General features: G+C 70.0%; 12 protein-coding genes. 4 read left to right on the top strand and 8 right to left on the bottom strand.

Translation table 11 applies throughout. The annotated features are described in order from the left end of the window. Position 1 precedes the first annotated feature (1 nt). Both AC069H_RS34150 and AC069H_RS34145 read right to left on the bottom strand, forming a co-directional pair. Complete coding sequence (locus AC069H_RS34150) at positions 2-853, bottom strand: ABC transporter permease (protein WP_478226546.1); 852 nt, start codon at positions 851-853, stop codon at positions 2-4. Next, a complete protein-coding gene (locus AC069H_RS34145; RefSeq protein WP_478235081.1) occupies positions 850-1,755 on the bottom strand; it encodes an ABC transporter ATP-binding protein in 906 nt (301 codons plus the stop codon). Before AC069H_RS34145 ends, AC069H_RS34150 begins: the two co-directional genes overlap by 4 nt. A gap of 115 nt (positions 1,756-1,870) precedes the next feature. Here AC069H_RS34145 and AC069H_RS34140 point away from each other — a divergent pair, with 115 nt between their 5' ends. The 3 genes from AC069H_RS34140 to AC069H_RS34130 are packed head-to-tail and all read left to right on the top strand — an operon-like array spanning position 1,871 to position 5,072. Next, complete coding sequence (locus tag AC069H_RS34140; RefSeq protein WP_478235080.1) at positions 1,871-2,950, top strand: precorrin-3B synthase; 1,080 nt, start codon at positions 1,871-1,873, stop codon at positions 2,948-2,950. Continuing rightward, a complete protein-coding gene (locus AC069H_RS34135) occupies positions 2,947-3,570 on the top strand; it encodes a precorrin-8X methylmutase (protein ID WP_478235079.1) in 624 nt (207 codons plus the stop codon). Before AC069H_RS34140 ends, AC069H_RS34135 begins: the two co-directional genes overlap by 4 nt. Then, positions 3,567-5,072, top strand: a complete 1,506-nt coding sequence (locus AC069H_RS34130) for a precorrin-2 C(20)-methyltransferase (protein WP_478235078.1) — start codon at positions 3,567-3,569, stop codon at positions 5,070-5,072. Before AC069H_RS34135 ends, AC069H_RS34130 begins: the two co-directional genes overlap by 4 nt. On the opposite strand, the gene AC069H_RS34125 is transcribed toward AC069H_RS34130, so the two are convergent. Then, positions 5,063-5,680: a transcriptional regulator gene (locus AC069H_RS34125; protein WP_478235077.1), complete on the bottom strand. Its 618-nt coding sequence runs from the start codon at positions 5,678-5,680 to the stop codon at positions 5,063-5,065. The genes AC069H_RS34130 and AC069H_RS34125 overlap by 10 nt on opposite strands. Before the next feature lie 382 nt (positions 5,681-6,062). On the opposite strand from AC069H_RS34125, the gene helR reads away from it, so the two are divergent. Next, positions 6,063-8,237, top strand: coding sequence for an RNA polymerase recycling motor ATPase HelR (gene helR, locus AC069H_RS34120; protein ID WP_478235076.1), 2,175 nt, complete (start codon positions 6,063-6,065; stop codon positions 8,235-8,237). A 98-nt stretch (positions 8,238-8,335) separates the two neighbouring features. On the opposite strand, the gene AC069H_RS34115 is transcribed toward helR, so the two are convergent. The 5 genes from AC069H_RS34115 to cbiE are packed head-to-tail and all read right to left on the bottom strand — an operon-like array spanning position 8,336 to position 15,112. Then, positions 8,336-11,440: an arabinosyltransferase domain-containing protein gene (locus AC069H_RS34115; protein WP_478235075.1), complete on the bottom strand. Its 3,105-nt coding sequence runs from the start codon at positions 11,438-11,440 to the stop codon at positions 8,336-8,338. A gap of 33 nt (positions 11,441-11,473) precedes the next feature. Then, complete coding sequence (locus AC069H_RS34110) at positions 11,474-12,217, bottom strand: cobalt-precorrin-6A reductase (RefSeq protein ID WP_478235146.1); 744 nt, start codon at positions 12,215-12,217, stop codon at positions 11,474-11,476. After that, positions 12,214-13,209: a Gfo/Idh/MocA family protein gene (locus tag AC069H_RS34105; RefSeq protein ID WP_478235074.1), complete on the bottom strand. Its 996-nt coding sequence runs from the start codon at positions 13,207-13,209 to the stop codon at positions 12,214-12,216. The genes AC069H_RS34110 and AC069H_RS34105 overlap by 4 nt, the downstream gene beginning before the upstream one ends. Further along, positions 13,206-13,967 (bottom strand): precorrin-4 C(11)-methyltransferase, encoded by a 762-nt coding sequence (cobM, locus tag AC069H_RS34100; protein ID WP_478235073.1) that lies wholly within the window; start codon positions 13,965-13,967, stop codon positions 13,206-13,208. The genes AC069H_RS34105 and cobM overlap by 4 nt, the downstream gene beginning before the upstream one ends. Beyond that, positions 13,964-15,112, bottom strand: a complete 1,149-nt coding sequence (gene cbiE / locus AC069H_RS34095) for a precorrin-6y C5,15-methyltransferase (decarboxylating) subunit CbiE (protein WP_478235072.1) — start codon at positions 15,110-15,112, stop codon at positions 13,964-13,966. Before cbiE ends, cobM begins: the two co-directional genes overlap by 4 nt. Positions 15,113-15,170 lie beyond the last annotated feature (58 nt).

The raw sequence follows: 15,170 nt of genomic DNA, 5'->3' as shown, positions 1-15,170 counted from the left end.
GCTAGCCAATTCGCTGCATCGCCTTTTCCCGTCGTGCCGCCACCGAGGACCCGGACTCGCGCCGCGCCATGCGCCGCAGGACGACCGGAGCCAGCGTCAATCCGATCACGGACCACACCGACAGCACGCCGAGGGTCTCCCAAGGCCGCCACGACTGTCCGATCTCGACCATCACCGTCGAGTCCGGCAGCAGCGCCGACCGCATGCCGAGTCCGAGCCAGTACATCGGGAACACCTGCCCGAGGTACTGCAGCCATTCCGGCAGCGCGGTGATCGGGTAGAAGATCCCCGAGATCGCGCCGATCCCCAGTGTCGGCAGCATGATCAGCCCGATGCTGCGCGCGTTCGAGGTCAGCGAGCCGAAGATCGCGCCGATCGGCATGGTGGCCAGCAGGCCGAGCACCAGCACCCACAGCAGGCCCAGCCACGACGTCAGCCCGCCTGGCGCGATGCCGTCGAACAGGATCAGGCTGGGGATCAGCACGAGCAGCATTCCGATGACGGTGTTCAACGACACCGTGACGACCTTGCCGACGAGGTAGCCGATCATGCCGTTCGGGGTGGCCTTGGCGCGCAGGAGCGTGCCGTCTTCACGTTCGACGGCGAGGACTCCCGCCATCCCGAGCATGCCGCTGAACACGATCGACGCGCCCAGCACGCTCGGCACGGTGGCGGCGCCGAGCGAGAACTCCATGCCCGGCAGTTTCGCGCCGCGCATGAAGAACATGACGATCACGAAGATCGCCGGGAAGAGGAAGGTGTTGAAGAGGTCTTCCCGGTTGGTCATCATCTGGCGGGCTTCGAGCCAGCCGCGCCGGATGCCCAGCCGGACACTGTGCTGAATCGTGTTCATCGCGCGCCCACCGCCTCCAGGGACTCGGCCTTGCGGACCAGGGTCATGTACGTGTCTTCGAGTGACGCCCGCCGGACCTCGAGATCGCCGATGGCGTCCCCGTGCTGCTTGAACAGTTCGTGCACGTACTTCGTCGATTCGGTCGTGGAGTGCACGAACCGCTGGCCGTGCAGCGTCCAGCGCACCTCGGCCTCGCCGGCGATCTGCCTGCTCAGCGCGTCGGCCGAACCGTCGGCCACGATGCGGCCGTGGTTCAGGATCAGGATCCGGTCGGCCAGTTTCTCGGCCTCGTCGAGGTCGTGCGTGGTCAGCAGGATCGTCGTGTCGTCGTCATCGGTCAGCCGGTGCACGAGTTCGTGGAACTCGCGCCGCGCCTCCGGGTCCAGTCCGGCGGTCGGCTCGTCGAGGAACAGCAGTTCCGGACGGCCGACGATGCCGATCGCGACGTCGAGACGGCGCCGCTGCCCACCCGAGAGCATCCGGACCTTCTTGTCCGCGTGCTCGGTCAGGCCGACCGCGGCGACCAGTTCGTCCGGATCCCACGGCCGCTTGATGCGGTCCGTGGAGTACGGCGCGTAGTAGCCGCCCAGGTGCTCCAATAGCTCACGCACCCGCCATTTCGCGTGGTCGCGCCAGGCCTGGAGGACGACCCCCAGCCGCGCCCTCCAGTTCTCGTCCGCGTGCGCCGGGTCGGTGCCCAGCACGCTGACCTCGCCCTCCGACCGCATCCGGAAGCCTTCGAGGATCTCGATCGTCGTGGTCTTGCCCGCGCCGTTCGGACCCAGCAGGCAGATCACCTCGCCGCGATGCGCGGTGAAGTCGACGCCGTGGAGGACGTCGTTCGTCCCGTACCGCATCCGGAGATCTTTGACGGAGATCATCACGTCGTGTGGATCTCTCATTTGGTCACCCCCATCTCAGTGCTGCGACCGAATGTAGCACACCTACTACATTTGGTCTGAGAGATACTCTCGCAGACGGTGCATATTCAAAAGATGGGCCATCTACAGTGAGCGCATGTCCACGAGCGCACGTGTCCGAGCCGACGCGTGCCCTGGTGTTTTCGCCACGCACGACGCCGCCGACGGTCCGCTCGCCCGGATCCGGCTGCCCGGCGGCGCCATCACCTCGGCCCAGCTCGGCGCGCTCGCGGATGCCGCCGACGACCTCGGGGACGGCGCCCTCCACCTGACCTCCCGCGGCAACGTGCAGCTGCGCGGCGTCACCCGGCCCGGTCTCGCGGGCAGGCTCACCGCGGCCGGGCTGCTGCCTTCGCCGTCGCACGAACGCGTCCGCAACATCCTCGCGTCGCCGTTGAGCGATACCGCGCAAAAGCTGGCCTCGGCCCTCGACAAGGCGCTGTGCGCCGTTCCTGAGCTCGCCGAACTCCCGGGACGCTTCCTCTTCGCCCTCGACGGCGGCCAAGGCGACGTCGCGGGCGAAGGCGCCGACGTCTGCTGGCGCGACGGAGCCGTGCTGCTCGCCGGTGAGGACACCGGCCTGCGGGTCGCCGCGGAGCACGCCGTCGAGACGCTGATTTCGGTCGCGCGCGCGTTCCTTCGCACGAGGGGAACGGCCTGGCGGATCAGCGAACTCGCCGATACTGAGCCGCTGCTCAAGGGCATATCGGGGGAAACGGCGGAACCGCGAAAGTTCGAGGTGGACCCGGGCCTCCCGATCGGGCCGATCGGCGACGCGATCGGGGTCGCCCCGGTCTTCGGCAGGCTCACCTCGGCCCAGGCGCGTGAGATCGCGAAGGCCGGAAACGCCGTGGTCACCCCGTGGCGATCGATCCTGGTCCTCGGCCGCTTGGCGGCGAACACGGGGCTGATCACCGATCCGGACGCGCCGTCGCTCGGGATCAGTGCCTGCATCGGGCATCCGGGCTGTGCCAAGTCGCTCGCCGACGTGCGGGCCGACGCGGCGCGGGTCGGGCGGACCCCGAGAGCCCATTTCGCCGGTTGTGAACGGCGCTGCGGCAAACCCGCGCGCGAGCACGTCGACGTGCTCGCGACGGAAGACGGTTATCTGGTCGACGGGGCCTTCGTCCCGGTCGGCGAGCTGGCGAAGGCGTTGGCGGAGAAGGGAACACAGTGATCGACTACATCCGGGACGGGGCCGAGATCTACCGGCATTCGTTCGCCACCATCCGTGAGGAGGCGGATCTCGCGATCCTGCCCGACGACATCGCGGTGCTGGCCGTGCGGATGATCCACGCCTGCGGGATGGTCGACCTGGTCGACGATCTCCGCTACAGCCTGGACGTGGTGGAATCCGGCCGCGCCGCGCTCGAAGCGGGCGCGCCGATCCTGTGCGACGCCAACATGATCGCCTCCGGGGTGACCCGCAAACGTTTGCCTGCCGCCAACGAGGTGTTGTGCACGCTGTCCGATCCGAAGGTGCCCGGCCTCGCCGAGCGGATGGGCACCACCCGGTCCGCGGCCGCGCTGGAGCTGTGGCGCGACAAGCTGCCCGGTTCGGTGGTGGCGATCGGCAACGCGCCCACCGCGTTGTTCCGCCTGCTGGAACTGCTAGAAGAGGGCGTCGGCGCCCCGGCGGCGATCATCGGGGTCCCGGTGGGCTTCATCGGCGCAGCCGAGTCCAAAGTGGAGCTCGCGAAGCGGGCACCCGCCCCGTACCTGGTGGTGCACGGACGCCGTGGCGGCAGCGCGATGGCCGTCGCCGCGATCAACGCGATGGCGAGTGAGGTCGAATGAGCGGGCTCGGAAAACTCTGGGGTGTCGGGCTCGGACCCGGTGACCCCGAGCTGATGACGGTCAAGGCCGCCCGGTTGATCGGCGAGGCCGACGTCATCGCCTATCACAGCGCGCGGCACGGCCGGAGCATCGCGCGTTCGGTCGCCGAGCCGTATCTGCGGGACGGCCAGATCGAGGAGAAGCTGGTCTACCCGGTCACCACCGAGACCACCGACCATCCCGGCGGCTACGAAGGCGCCATCGCCGATTTCTACGAGCTGAGCGCGAAACGGCTCGCCGAGCACCTCGACGCCGGACGTGACGTGGTCGTGCTCTGCGAAGGCGACCCGTTCTTCTACGGCTCCTACATGTACATGCACGAACGCCTCGCCGACCGCTATGAGGCGACCGTGGTGCCGGGCGTGACGTCGGTCAGCGCGGCGTCCTCGGTGCTGGGCCGCCCGCTGGTGCAGCGCGACGAGGTCCTCACCATCCTGCCCGGCACGCTGCCCGCGCCGGAGCTCGCGCGACGCCTGGCCGACACGCAGGCCGCGGCGGTGCTCAAACTCGGGCGCACGTTCGGCAACGTCCGCGAGGCGCTGGCCGAAGCCGGGAAGCTGGACGACGCCTTCTACGTCGAACGCGCGACCTGGCAGGCGCAGCGCGTCGAGCCGTTCGCGGACGTCGATCCGGATTCGGTGCCGTACTTCTCACTGGCGCTGCTGCCCAGCCCGGCCTACGCCTCCCGGCTCGCCGACGAACCCGAAGCCGCCAGGAAGCAGGAAACGCACACCGGTGGGGAAGTCGTGGTCGTCGGCCTCGGGCCGGCCGGTCCCGGCTGGCTGACCCCCGAAGCGACCGAGGAACTGGCCGCGGCGGAGCACGTCGTCGGCTACGGCCCGTACGTCGCGCGAGTGCCGCAGCGCGCGGGCCAGCAGCGGCACGCGTCGGGCAACCGCGTCGAGGCCGAACGCGCCGTCGAAGCACTCGAACTGGCCGCGAACGGCGCCAAGGTCGCCGTCGTCTCTTCAGGTGATCCCGGCGTGTTCGCGATGGCGTCGGCGGTGCTGGAGCAGGTCGCCGCCGGTCACGGCGCGGGAGCCCGCGTGCGGATCGTGCCCGGCGTGACCGCCGCGCAGGCGGCCGCGTCCAGGGTCGGCGCGCCGCTGGGCCACGACTACTGCGTGCTTTCGCTGTCCGATCGGCTCAAACCATGGGAGATCATCGAACGACGGCTGGACGCGGCGGGCGCGGCGGATCTCGTGCTCGCGCTGTACAACCCGGCGTCCCGCACGCGGACCACGCAACTCGCGCAGGCCCGCGACGTCCTGCTCCGGCACCGCGCGCCGGAGACACCGGTGGTCGTCGCCCGCGACGTCGGCGGCCCCGAGGAGGACGTCCGCGTGGTCACCCTCGGCACGCTGGAGCCGTCGGAAGTGGACATGCGCTGCCTGCTGATCATCGGCTCGTCGAAGACCAGGGCCGAGAACGGTGTGGTCTGGACGCCGCGCACCTACGAGTGATCGCGCGTCTTCGCCGCATTTGACCACTCGGCGTGGTTGGTGGGACGGGTGAGTGTCACCGCGGGTGAGAGGTGTCCGTCGTGACCGGACCGGTCAGGCGGGCACTGTGTGGATTTCTGGTCATCCAACGCCCCAAAATCCACACAGTCGCGTCCTTGGGCGGACGCCGCGCACCTACGAGTGATGCCCGAGGCCCGCGTTGCGGGCTTGGGCGAGCAGCACCTCCCGGTCGTCCGTGCCGGCCTTGGCGTGGATCGACGAGACGACGTTGCGCACGGTCTTGGGCGCGAGCCCAGCCGCCGCGCGACGGCCGGGATCTCCAGCCCGCCCGCCAGGAGGTCGAGCATCTCGTGCTCGCGTGAGGTCAGCCGCGGGAACGCCCGCATCGGCTGCGAAGCGGCCAGCAAGCCGTAAAGCCGGTCCGCGGCGCGCTCGCCGAACACGACGGCGCCCGCCGTCACCCCCCGGATGAACCGGACCAGGTCGTCGTGACCCGCGCTCCGGGACAGGACGCCGCGGGCGCCCGCGAGCATCGCGGCGACCACGAGTTCGCCGTCGCCCGGCGGGGTCAGGACCAGGATGGCGGTTTCCAGTACGCGGGAAGCCACTTCGCGTGTCACCGCGAGCCCGTCGAGCCCGGGCGGGTGAACCGGCAGGACGAGGACGTCCGGACGAAGGAGATCTGCCGTCTGGCGACGCCGAGGATCACGAGGGAAGAGTGGGAGAGGTATTTCCCGGGGCTCGCGCTCCACGCCTCCGCTGACGTTGCTGTGGCTTTCGCAACCCGCCACCTTTTGCCTTACGGCTCGATAGAACGCCAACGACCCTGGGCATGAGGTGACCTGTGGACAAAGGGCCCGACGGGCCGAGAAGTGAACGAAGGTAACTCCCTCCGTAATAAACATATAGCGCATGGGGGGACTTGCCACAAGACCCCGGTCATGCCTCAAACTCACTCGCCGTAGCCGAAACCTGGTGAAATGGGAGTCTGTGTCAACTCAGGGTCATGAAGAAGAGTTGCGGTCCGAACGCGAATACGTCGCCGGGCTCTACACGCGCCTGGACACCGAACGCGCGCGGGTGAAGGGGGAGTTCCAGGCGGCGTTGGGCGGAACCGGCGGGACGGCCATGGAACGCGACGTCGAGGTGCGGGCGCTGGCCAGGGAGTCGCGGCGGCTGGACGTCGTCGACAACGGGCTGTGCTTCGGCAGGCTGGACAGTCTCGCGGGGGAGACCTCGTACATCGGCCGTATCGGGCTCTTCGACGAGGAGAACGACTACGAGCCGGTGCTGCTCGACTGGCGGGCACCCGCCGCCCGCCCGTTCTACACCGCGACCGCGGCGACGCCGGAGAAGATGCGCCGTCGCCGTCAGTTCCACACGCACGGACGTGAGCTGCTCGGGTTCACCGACGAGGTGTTCGGCCGTCCCGGCGGCGACGCGGAGGGTGACGCGGCGCTGCTCGCGGCCGTCAACGCGCCGCGCGGCGAGGGGATGCGTGACATCGTCGCGACGATCCAGGCCGAACAGGACGAGATCATCCGGCACGAGCACCCCGGGGTGCTGGTGATCGAAGGCGGGCCGGGCACCGGGAAGACCGTGGTGGCGCTGCACCGCGTCGCGTACCTGCTCTACACCCAGCGCGAGCGGATGGAACGCCACGGCGTGCTCGTGGTCGGGCCGAATCCGGCGTTCCTGCACCATATCGGCCGGGTCCTGCCGTCCTTGGGCGAGACCGATGTGGTGTTCATGACCACCGGCGATTTCGTCCCCGGCAAGCACGTCACCGCTGAGGACGGCCCGGAAGCCACCCGGCTCAAGGGTTCGCTGAAGATGCTGGACGTCCTCAAGGCCGCCGTCGCCGATCGCCAGCGGCTTCCGGAGGAGCCGGTGCTGATCGACCTCGCCGACGTCACCGTGCGGATCGACGCCGAGACCGCGGAATGGGCCAGGGACGAGGCGCGCAAGAGCGGTCTGCCGCACAACGAGGCGCGGGGGACGTTCACCGACATCGTCACGTACGTCCTGACGGAGCGGGCGATCGCGCGGATCGGCCGCGGTTGGCTCAGCCGGGACGACCGCGACGAATGGGAGCGGCTGCGGAAGGATTTGCTGAAGGAACTGGCGGAGAGCGAGACGTTCACCACCGCGCTCGACGCGCTCTGGCCGATACTGACGCCCGAAAGTCTGCTGGGCTCGCTTCTCTCGTCCCCGGAGCGGCTTCGCGCCGCGGGCGCCGACCAGGCGTTGCTGCGTGCCGACGGCGAAGCCTGGACGGTGTCGGACATGCCGCTGCTCGACGAACTCGTCGACCTGCTCGGCCGCGACAAGGCGGCGGACGAGGCGGCGGAAAAGGCGCTCGCTCGGGAGAAGAAGGCCGAGGCCGAGTACGCCGAAGGTGTGCTCGACACGATGAAGCTCGACCGCGAGGAGATGGACGAGGACGTCATGCTGTCGGCGGAGAACCTGCTCTTCGCCGACGAACTCGCCGACCGGTTCGTGGAGCACGACACGCGCAGCCTCGTCGAACGCGCCTCCGCCGATCGGGACTGGACGTACCGGCACGTCGTGGTCGACGAGGCGCAGGAACTGTCCGAAATGGACTGGCGGGTGCTGATGCGGCGCTGTCCCAACCGGTCGTTCACCGTCGTCGGCGATCTGGCGCAGCGCCGGTCCGAGGCCGGGGCGCGATCGTGGGACGCGATGCTGAAGCCGTACGTGCCGGGCCGCTGGGTCTACCGGTCGCTGACGGTGAACTACCGCACCCCGGCGGAGATCATGGCCGTCGCCGCGTCGGTGCTCGCCGAGTTCGCGCCCGACGTCCGGGCGCCGGAATCGGTGCGATCCAACGGGATCCGGCCGTGGGCGCGGCAGGTCGACGCGGATTCGCTGGCGGGCGCCATCGAGGAGTTCGTCAAGGACGAAGCCGGACGTGAAGGCACCAGCGTCGTGATCGGCCCGCCCGGGGTGCCGGGCACAGTGCCCGCCTCGGAGACGAAGGGGCTCGAGTTCGACGCCGTCCTCGTCGTGGACCCGAAGCGGATCCTGGCCGACGGCCCGCGCGGTGCCGCTGAGCTGTACGTCGCGCTTACGCGCGCTACGCAGCGGCTCGGCGTCCTGCACGAAGGCCCCCTGCCGCCCGCGTTGGCGGGCCTGAACCCGTAACTCGCGTGATCAGAGACCGCACTCGCGTGCTTGGAGCCGGAACTCACGAGTTCCGCCTCCAAGCACGCGAGTCACGGGTTCAAGCACGCGAGTGACGCCTAGCGTGTCGGGTCCTTGCCGTTCGGCTGCCGCGGCCCCGGACCCGGCGACCACCAGCCGGGGACGACCTTCTCGCCGTGGACGATGGTCGGCGCGATCCCCTCGGTGAACGGCTCCACCTGCAGCAGCTGGCCCCAGGACTGGCTCGGCTGGCCGATCAGGTAGCTGGGCACCTCGGGTTCGGCCGCGACCTCTTCGAGCCAGCCGATCGGGCCGCCGTTGGTGCTGGACGCCCAGTTCGCCTCGTCGGCGACGGCGCCGGCGGTGATCCGGTAGTCGGGCATCTTCGAGATGCCGTCGTGCGAGGTCACCGGCTGCACGCACGGGTAGACGAACGACGCCGGCCAGTCGACGTACACCTGCTTGCCAGCGATCTTCTCGGTCAGCGTGGTGAACGTCGGCACGCGCGGCGCGGACGCGGCGATCCAGCCGTCCTCGGTGAGGTCGTTGTCGACGATGTTGATCCGCACGGACGTCGTCTCGGCCGGGAGGTCGCGCAGGTTGATCCGGGTGTCGTTCCAGCCGTTGGTCCCGGCGCCCGGCGGTAGCACGAACTGGCTGCGGACGACCTTCACCCCTTCGCTGGTGTTGACGCCGTAGTCGAGGCTCACCGACGTCGGCCGCCGGGCCGCGCCCGCGGTGGCGACCACGATCTGGCCGTCGGCTGGCTTCTCGGAAAGGGCGTACCAGTCGCTGCGCAGTCGTCCGGCCCGCGTTTCCGGGTCGAGGAAGCTGCTCCACATCGGGACTTCGTCGGGTTTGAAACCGTGCGGCGGTTCGGCCAGCGGATCCTTGTCGTCGATCGCGCGGGTGTGGAACCCGGTCTGCACGCGGCCGTTGTCCTGCTCGGGATCGGGCAGCGGCGGCGGGGTCTGCCCGGCGGGCGGCTCCTCCTTCTTCACCGGGACCGTCCGCTGTTCGGACTGGGCCCGCAGGATGCTGGTCGCGGCGTCGCGTTCCACCATCACGTGGTCGGAGAGGTTGCAGCTCTTGCCGAACAGGTGCCCGAAGTTCGCGGCGCCGAGGCTGTAGGAACCCTGCTGGTTGTGGATCGCCCACGCCATGCTGACGAACTCGCCCGTGGCCATCAGGCCGCAGACGACCACCAGCGAGAGCGAACCGAGCCGCAGCGACCGGCTCCGCCCTTCCTGCGGTCCCGCCTGAAGACCCGGCCGGTGCGCGCGGACGTTCTCCACGAACGCGTACACCCCGGAGATCGCGGCCGCGACCAGCAGGATCGTCGACAGCGGGATCCCGCCGATCGACGGCGCCACGGCGGTCCACTGCACGCCGAGTTTCGAGACGAACCAGTACGAGTTGGGCCCGGTCGCGGCCAGCGCGCCGACGACGAGCAGCCCGGCGAGGAACGCGGCGCGGTTGCGCCTGGACCTCAGCACCGTCGAACTGGTCGCCAGCGCGGTCAACGCCGCCATCGCCGCGCCGACCGCCGCGAACGCGCCGAAGTGGTGCGTCCACTTGGTCGGCGTCAGCGCCAGCAGCAGGAAGAACAACGCGACCGTGCCGATCAGGCGGCGGCTGGGGCCGAGCGCGGCGCCGGGGATGCGGCCGCGGCGCAGCAGCACCACCAGGCAGGTCCCGGTGCACAGCAGCACCAGCAGTACGGGGAACCGGCGTGGCACGGAGCCGTCCGGCAGGCTTTCGAACAGCAGCTGGTAGCGCGCGAGTTCCTGGAACCACGACAGGTTCGGGCCGACCAGGGTGCGGATCCGGGTCGCCTCCTGCACGGTGGCGAAGGTCTGGTCGGCGAACACCACGACCAGCACCAGCAGCCCGGCGGCCAGCACCGGCGCGAGCACCGGCAGCCAGCCGTTCTCGGCACGCTGGCGGACCAGTTTGTACAGCGGGCGCGCGGCGACCAGGAACGGCGCGACCGCGATCAGCCCGGTCGGCGTCGCGGCCAGGGTGAACCCGGCCGCGGTCAGCCCGAGGCACAGCGGAAGCAGACGGCGGGTCACCAGCGCGCGCTCGACGGCGCAGATCGCCAGCAGCGAGCCCAGCGCGGCGACCGGTTCCGGCCGGACACCGTTGTTGAACGGCATCCACCAGACCAGGAAGACCGCGGCGGCGGCCCAGCCCGCGGCGCGGCTCGTGCGGACCTGCGTGCCCAGGCGCGGCATGACCTCGCGGCTGATCAGCAGCCAGCTCAGCACGCCGAGCAGGAACGACGGGAGCCGGATCCACGGCGGCACCGTGCTGACGTGCGCCATCAGCTGGTACACGTGGTAGAACCAGCCGAACGGCGCCTCGGCGACCCCGAACCACCGGTGGTAGTTCGTCAGGTAGCCGGTCTCTTCGGCCACTCTCGACATCGTGAGGATGTAGCCGTCGTCCGAGGTGACCGGCCCGATGAACACCCACGCGCCGAGCGCGATGATCACCGTCGCGTCGCGGGCGGTCAGCCGCCACCAGCCGACCGGCGCCCAGCGGGGCGCGCGGCGGGCGAACCCGGAGTCCATCCGCCACACCGCGATCAGGCAGCCGATGAACGACAGCGCCGCGATGACGCCGATGATCCACTTCCACACGGTCGGCGAAGTCTGGTAGCGGGTGTCCGGGACGACCGAGACGTGCAGACCGGCGATCGGGTCCTTGCCCGCGTTGATCGACGAGTAGATCCCGACCAGCCGCGGCCGGACGTCGCCCTCGGCGTGGAACACGACCGTTTCGGCGACGGTCAGCGTCATCTGGTTCGCGTCCGCCGAGAGCTTGACGTCGCAGTTCTTCTCCGGGAGGGGCTGCTGGACGATCTGCTGGCCCTGGCTGGAGGCGAGCAGCACGCCGTTGTCGATCCGCAGCTGCAGGCCGACGCCCTTGCCCGCGCGCGGGTCGGTGCGGCCGTCGGGCACGGTGGAGAACAACAGCGCCTGGCCCTGCGAGCGCGCGTCCAGCGACCGGATGGTCGTGCACGGCAGATCGACGCGCAGGTCCTGCGCCCAGTACCCGGTCAAGGGCGCGTTGACGGAGCGGGTGTCGCCGCCCGTTGGCCAGACGACCTCCGCTGTGTCCTGCACCACCGGCAGGAAGGGGAAAGCCAACGCGCACAAGGCGGACAGCAACCCCAGCGTGACAGCGATCAGACGCATCGGCGCAACGCTAACGGGTCTGGTCCGAACGGCTTACGCAGGGCTGCCCTTCGCCGTGCCGCTCAACCAGGTTATAGCGCCCTGAACTGTCGTTACGCTGGCCGTTTCCGGTCGCTGCGGCCGCTGGACGACGACCACCGGGAGGCCGAGCCCGCGAGCCGCCGTGAGCTTCGCCGCGGTCATCTCGCCACCGCTGTCCTTGGTGACGAGGACCTCGACGCCGTGCCTCGCCAAGAGCGCGCGCTCCTTCTCCACCGTGTACGGCCCGCGGTCCAGCAGGATTTCGTGACGGCGGGGGAGTGGCGCCTCGGGCGGATCGACGCAGCGGATCAGGAACCAGAGATCCAGCCCGGCGAAGGCGGCGAGCCCTTGACGTCCGCTGGTGAGGAACACGCGTTCGCCGAGCGCCGGGAGCAGCCGCGCGGCGTGGTGGAGGTCGTCGGCCCAGTGCCAGGTGTCGCCGGGCTGTTCGGTCCAGCCGGGCCTGGCGAGCCTGAGCAGCGGTGTTCCCGTTTCCCGCGTCGCGATGGCCGCGTTCGAGCCGATGCGTTCGGCGAAGGGATGCGTGGCGTCGATCACCGCGTCGACGTCGTTCTCGGTCAGCCAGCGCGCGAGACCCGCCGGACCGCCGAAGCCGCCGACGCGGACTTCGCCCTCCGGCAGCTTCGGTCGCGCGACGCGGCCCGCGAGTGAGGACACGACGTGCTCGCCGCGTGCCACCAGTTCCTTCGCGAGCTCGCGCGCCTCGCCGGTTCCGCCCAGGATCAGCAGCTTCATCGCGTCACGGCCGCGCGCCACCGTTCCAGCGTGCGCAGGTTGGCGAGCGTTTCCGCCCAGGTGAGTTCAGGCGCCTGGCGGTCTTCGAGGTGCGCGGCGACGTGGTCGGCTTCGCGAGCGAAGAGGCCTTGAGTCGCTTCGACTTCGATCGCCTCGGGTTCGCCGCCTTCTGGCGTGAGGACGATCTGCGACGTCTTCGGCTTGCGCATTTCGTGGATCCACGCCGGTTTCGGCACGTACAGCTGCCCTTCCGAGCCGTACACGCGGATGTGGTCGTCCTGCGTCAGCTGGAAGCCGCAGGCCAGCTGCGCGAGGATCCCGCCGGGCAGCCGCAGGAGCCCAAACGCGACTTCGTCGACGCCGTTCTCGTCGAGCCTCGCCATCCCGAGCACCTCTTCGGGCTCGACGACGTCCTGCCCGGTCGCCGCCTGCGAGACCAGCCGCGCGAGTGACGTGCAGTAACAGCCGACGTCGAAGATCCCGCCACCGCCCAGCGCGGGATCGGTGAGCCGGGGTACGGCGAAGTGGTAGCTGAAGGTGACGTCCACGGCGCGGACCTCGCCGATGGCACCGCAGGAGATCAGCTCGGCCAGCCGCCGGATCTGCGGATGCAGCCGGTACATGAACGCCTCCATGAGGAAGACGTCGTTCGCGCGGGCGGCTTCGATGACCTTCTCGGCTTCGGCGACGGACATCGTCAGCGGCTTCTCGCACAGGATGTGCTTGCCCGCTTCGGCCGCGCGGATCGCCCATTCGCCGTGCAGCGGATGCGGCGTCGAGATGTAGATCGCGTCGACGTCCGGATCGGCGAGCAGGTCTTCGTAGGCGCCATAGCATTTCGGGATCTCGAAGCGGCTCGCGAACTCGGCCGCCCGGTCACCGGATCGCGCGGCGACGGCTTCGAGGACACCGTGTTCGCTCTCTTCGACGCCCGCCGCGAACTCGGCGGCGATGGTCCCGGCGGCCAGCAGGCCCCAGCGCAGGTTCTTCACAGCGACTCCGGTTGGTTGGCGCGATCGCGGGTGGCCGAGTACAGGAAACTGTCGGGAAACCCTTCGGCGGCAAGGACTTCCCCGACGAAGATCATCGCCGCGCGGCTGATCCCGGCCTCGCGGGACTGCGCCGCGATGGTGCCGAGCGTGCCGCGCAGCACCTGCTCACCGGGCTGGCTCGCCAGCGCCACCACCGCCGCCGGGCAGTCGTCGGTGTAGAACGGCCGCAATTCGTCGACTACTTGCTCGACGCGGTTGATCGCCAGATGCAGCGCGAGGGTGGTGCCGGTGCGCGCGAAGTTCGCCAGCGTTTCCCCCGGTGGCATGGCGGTGGACCGGGCCTGGGCCCGCGTGACGACCAGGCTCTGGCCGACCTCGGGCACGGTCAGTTCACGCTTGAGCAGCGCGGCCGCGGCGGCGAACGCGGGGACGCCCGGCGTGACGTCGTAGGGAACGCCGGCCGCGTCGAGGCGGCGCATCTGCTCGGCGACGGCGCTGTAGATCGACGGATCGCCCGAGCACAGCCGCGCGATCTCGTGGCCCTTCTCGTGGGCCTCGACCATGCACTCGACGATCGCGGGCAGGTCGAGGTTCGCGGTGTCGATGAGCACCGCGTCGTCCGGGCAGTACTCCAAGAGCGCTGTCGGTGTCATGCTCCCGGGGTACAGGCAGGTCTCGCAGCGGCCGAGCAGGTCACGGCCCCGCACGGTGATGAGGTCGGCCGCGCCGGGACCCGCGCCGATGAAGTGCACTGTCAAGGTTTGCTCCGAAAACTCCATTGTGTGACGACCCGCGCCGGGGTCCAGCCGGTGAATCCACCCAGCGGCGCCGCCTGTTCGACGGCGACGCGGATCAACTCCCCGCCGTGCTCGCCGTACGCGCGGGCCAGGGCCTGTTCGGATTCGAGGGTCACGCCGTGCGCCACGATCCGCGCGCCGGTCGCCAGGCAGGCGTCCAGCACACCGGGCACGGTCAACCCGCCACCGAGGAAGATGGCATGCGGCCTGCTCAGCCCTTCGAGGGCTTCCGGTGCCGCTCCGATCACCACGTCGAGTTCCGGTACGCCGAGCGCGTGCGCGTTCCGGGTGATCCTGGCGGCCCGTTCCGGCGACCGCTCGATCGCGATCGCCCGGTTCAGGGGATGCACGCGGGACCACTCGATACCGACGCTGCCCGCACCCGCGCCGACGTCCCACAGCAGTTCGCCGGGTGTCGGCGCGAGCCTGGCCAGCGCGGACGCGCGGAGGTCGCGTTTGGTGAGCTGCCCGTCGTGCTCGAAGGCGTCGTCAGGGAGGCCGGTCAGCGGCAGCGCGGGTCCGTCGGCCTCGATGGCGAACACGGTCAGCGTGCCGGGGCCGACACGCTCGTCCGGACCGCCGAGGTCGGAGAGCGCGGTGACGCGGCTTTTGCCGTAACCGCGGGCTTTGAGCAGGTCAAGGAGGTCTTCGGCGTTCGCGCCGAGGACGAGGATCTTCCGGCCGGGGGTGAGTACGCGGTTCACCCTGCCGATCGCTCGGCCGACGACGGTGACCACTTCGGTCTCCTCCGCCGGCCAGCCGAGTTTCGCGCGGGCGAGCGTGACCGAGGAGAGCGCGGGCAGGACCTCGACGTCGTAGCCGCGCTGGATCAGCGTCGTGCCGATGCCGGACAGCAGGGGATCGCCGCTGGCCAGCACGCAGACACGGCCTTCCCGCTCGGCGAGGAAGGCGTCCAGGCCGGGAAGGAGCGGGCTGGGCCAGGGTTCGCTTTTCATCCCGGCGGGCAGGTACGCGAGCTGACGCGGCGAGCCCACGACCACGTCGGCGCCGAGCAGTGCTTCCTTGGCCCGCTCGGACAGGCCGGGCCAGCCGTCGGCCCCGATCCCGACGACCGTCATGGGTGATTTTTCGCGCACCTCGGTCACGGTAGATGACGGATTTCCTATGCGATGATCGGCCAGAGGTCGTCGACGACAGGAGAGC

The organism is Amycolatopsis sp. NPDC043887, from assembly GCF_056435665.1.
Note: the sequence above shows the minus strand (reverse complement) of the source record. Positions and strands in the feature narration are given on the sequence as shown.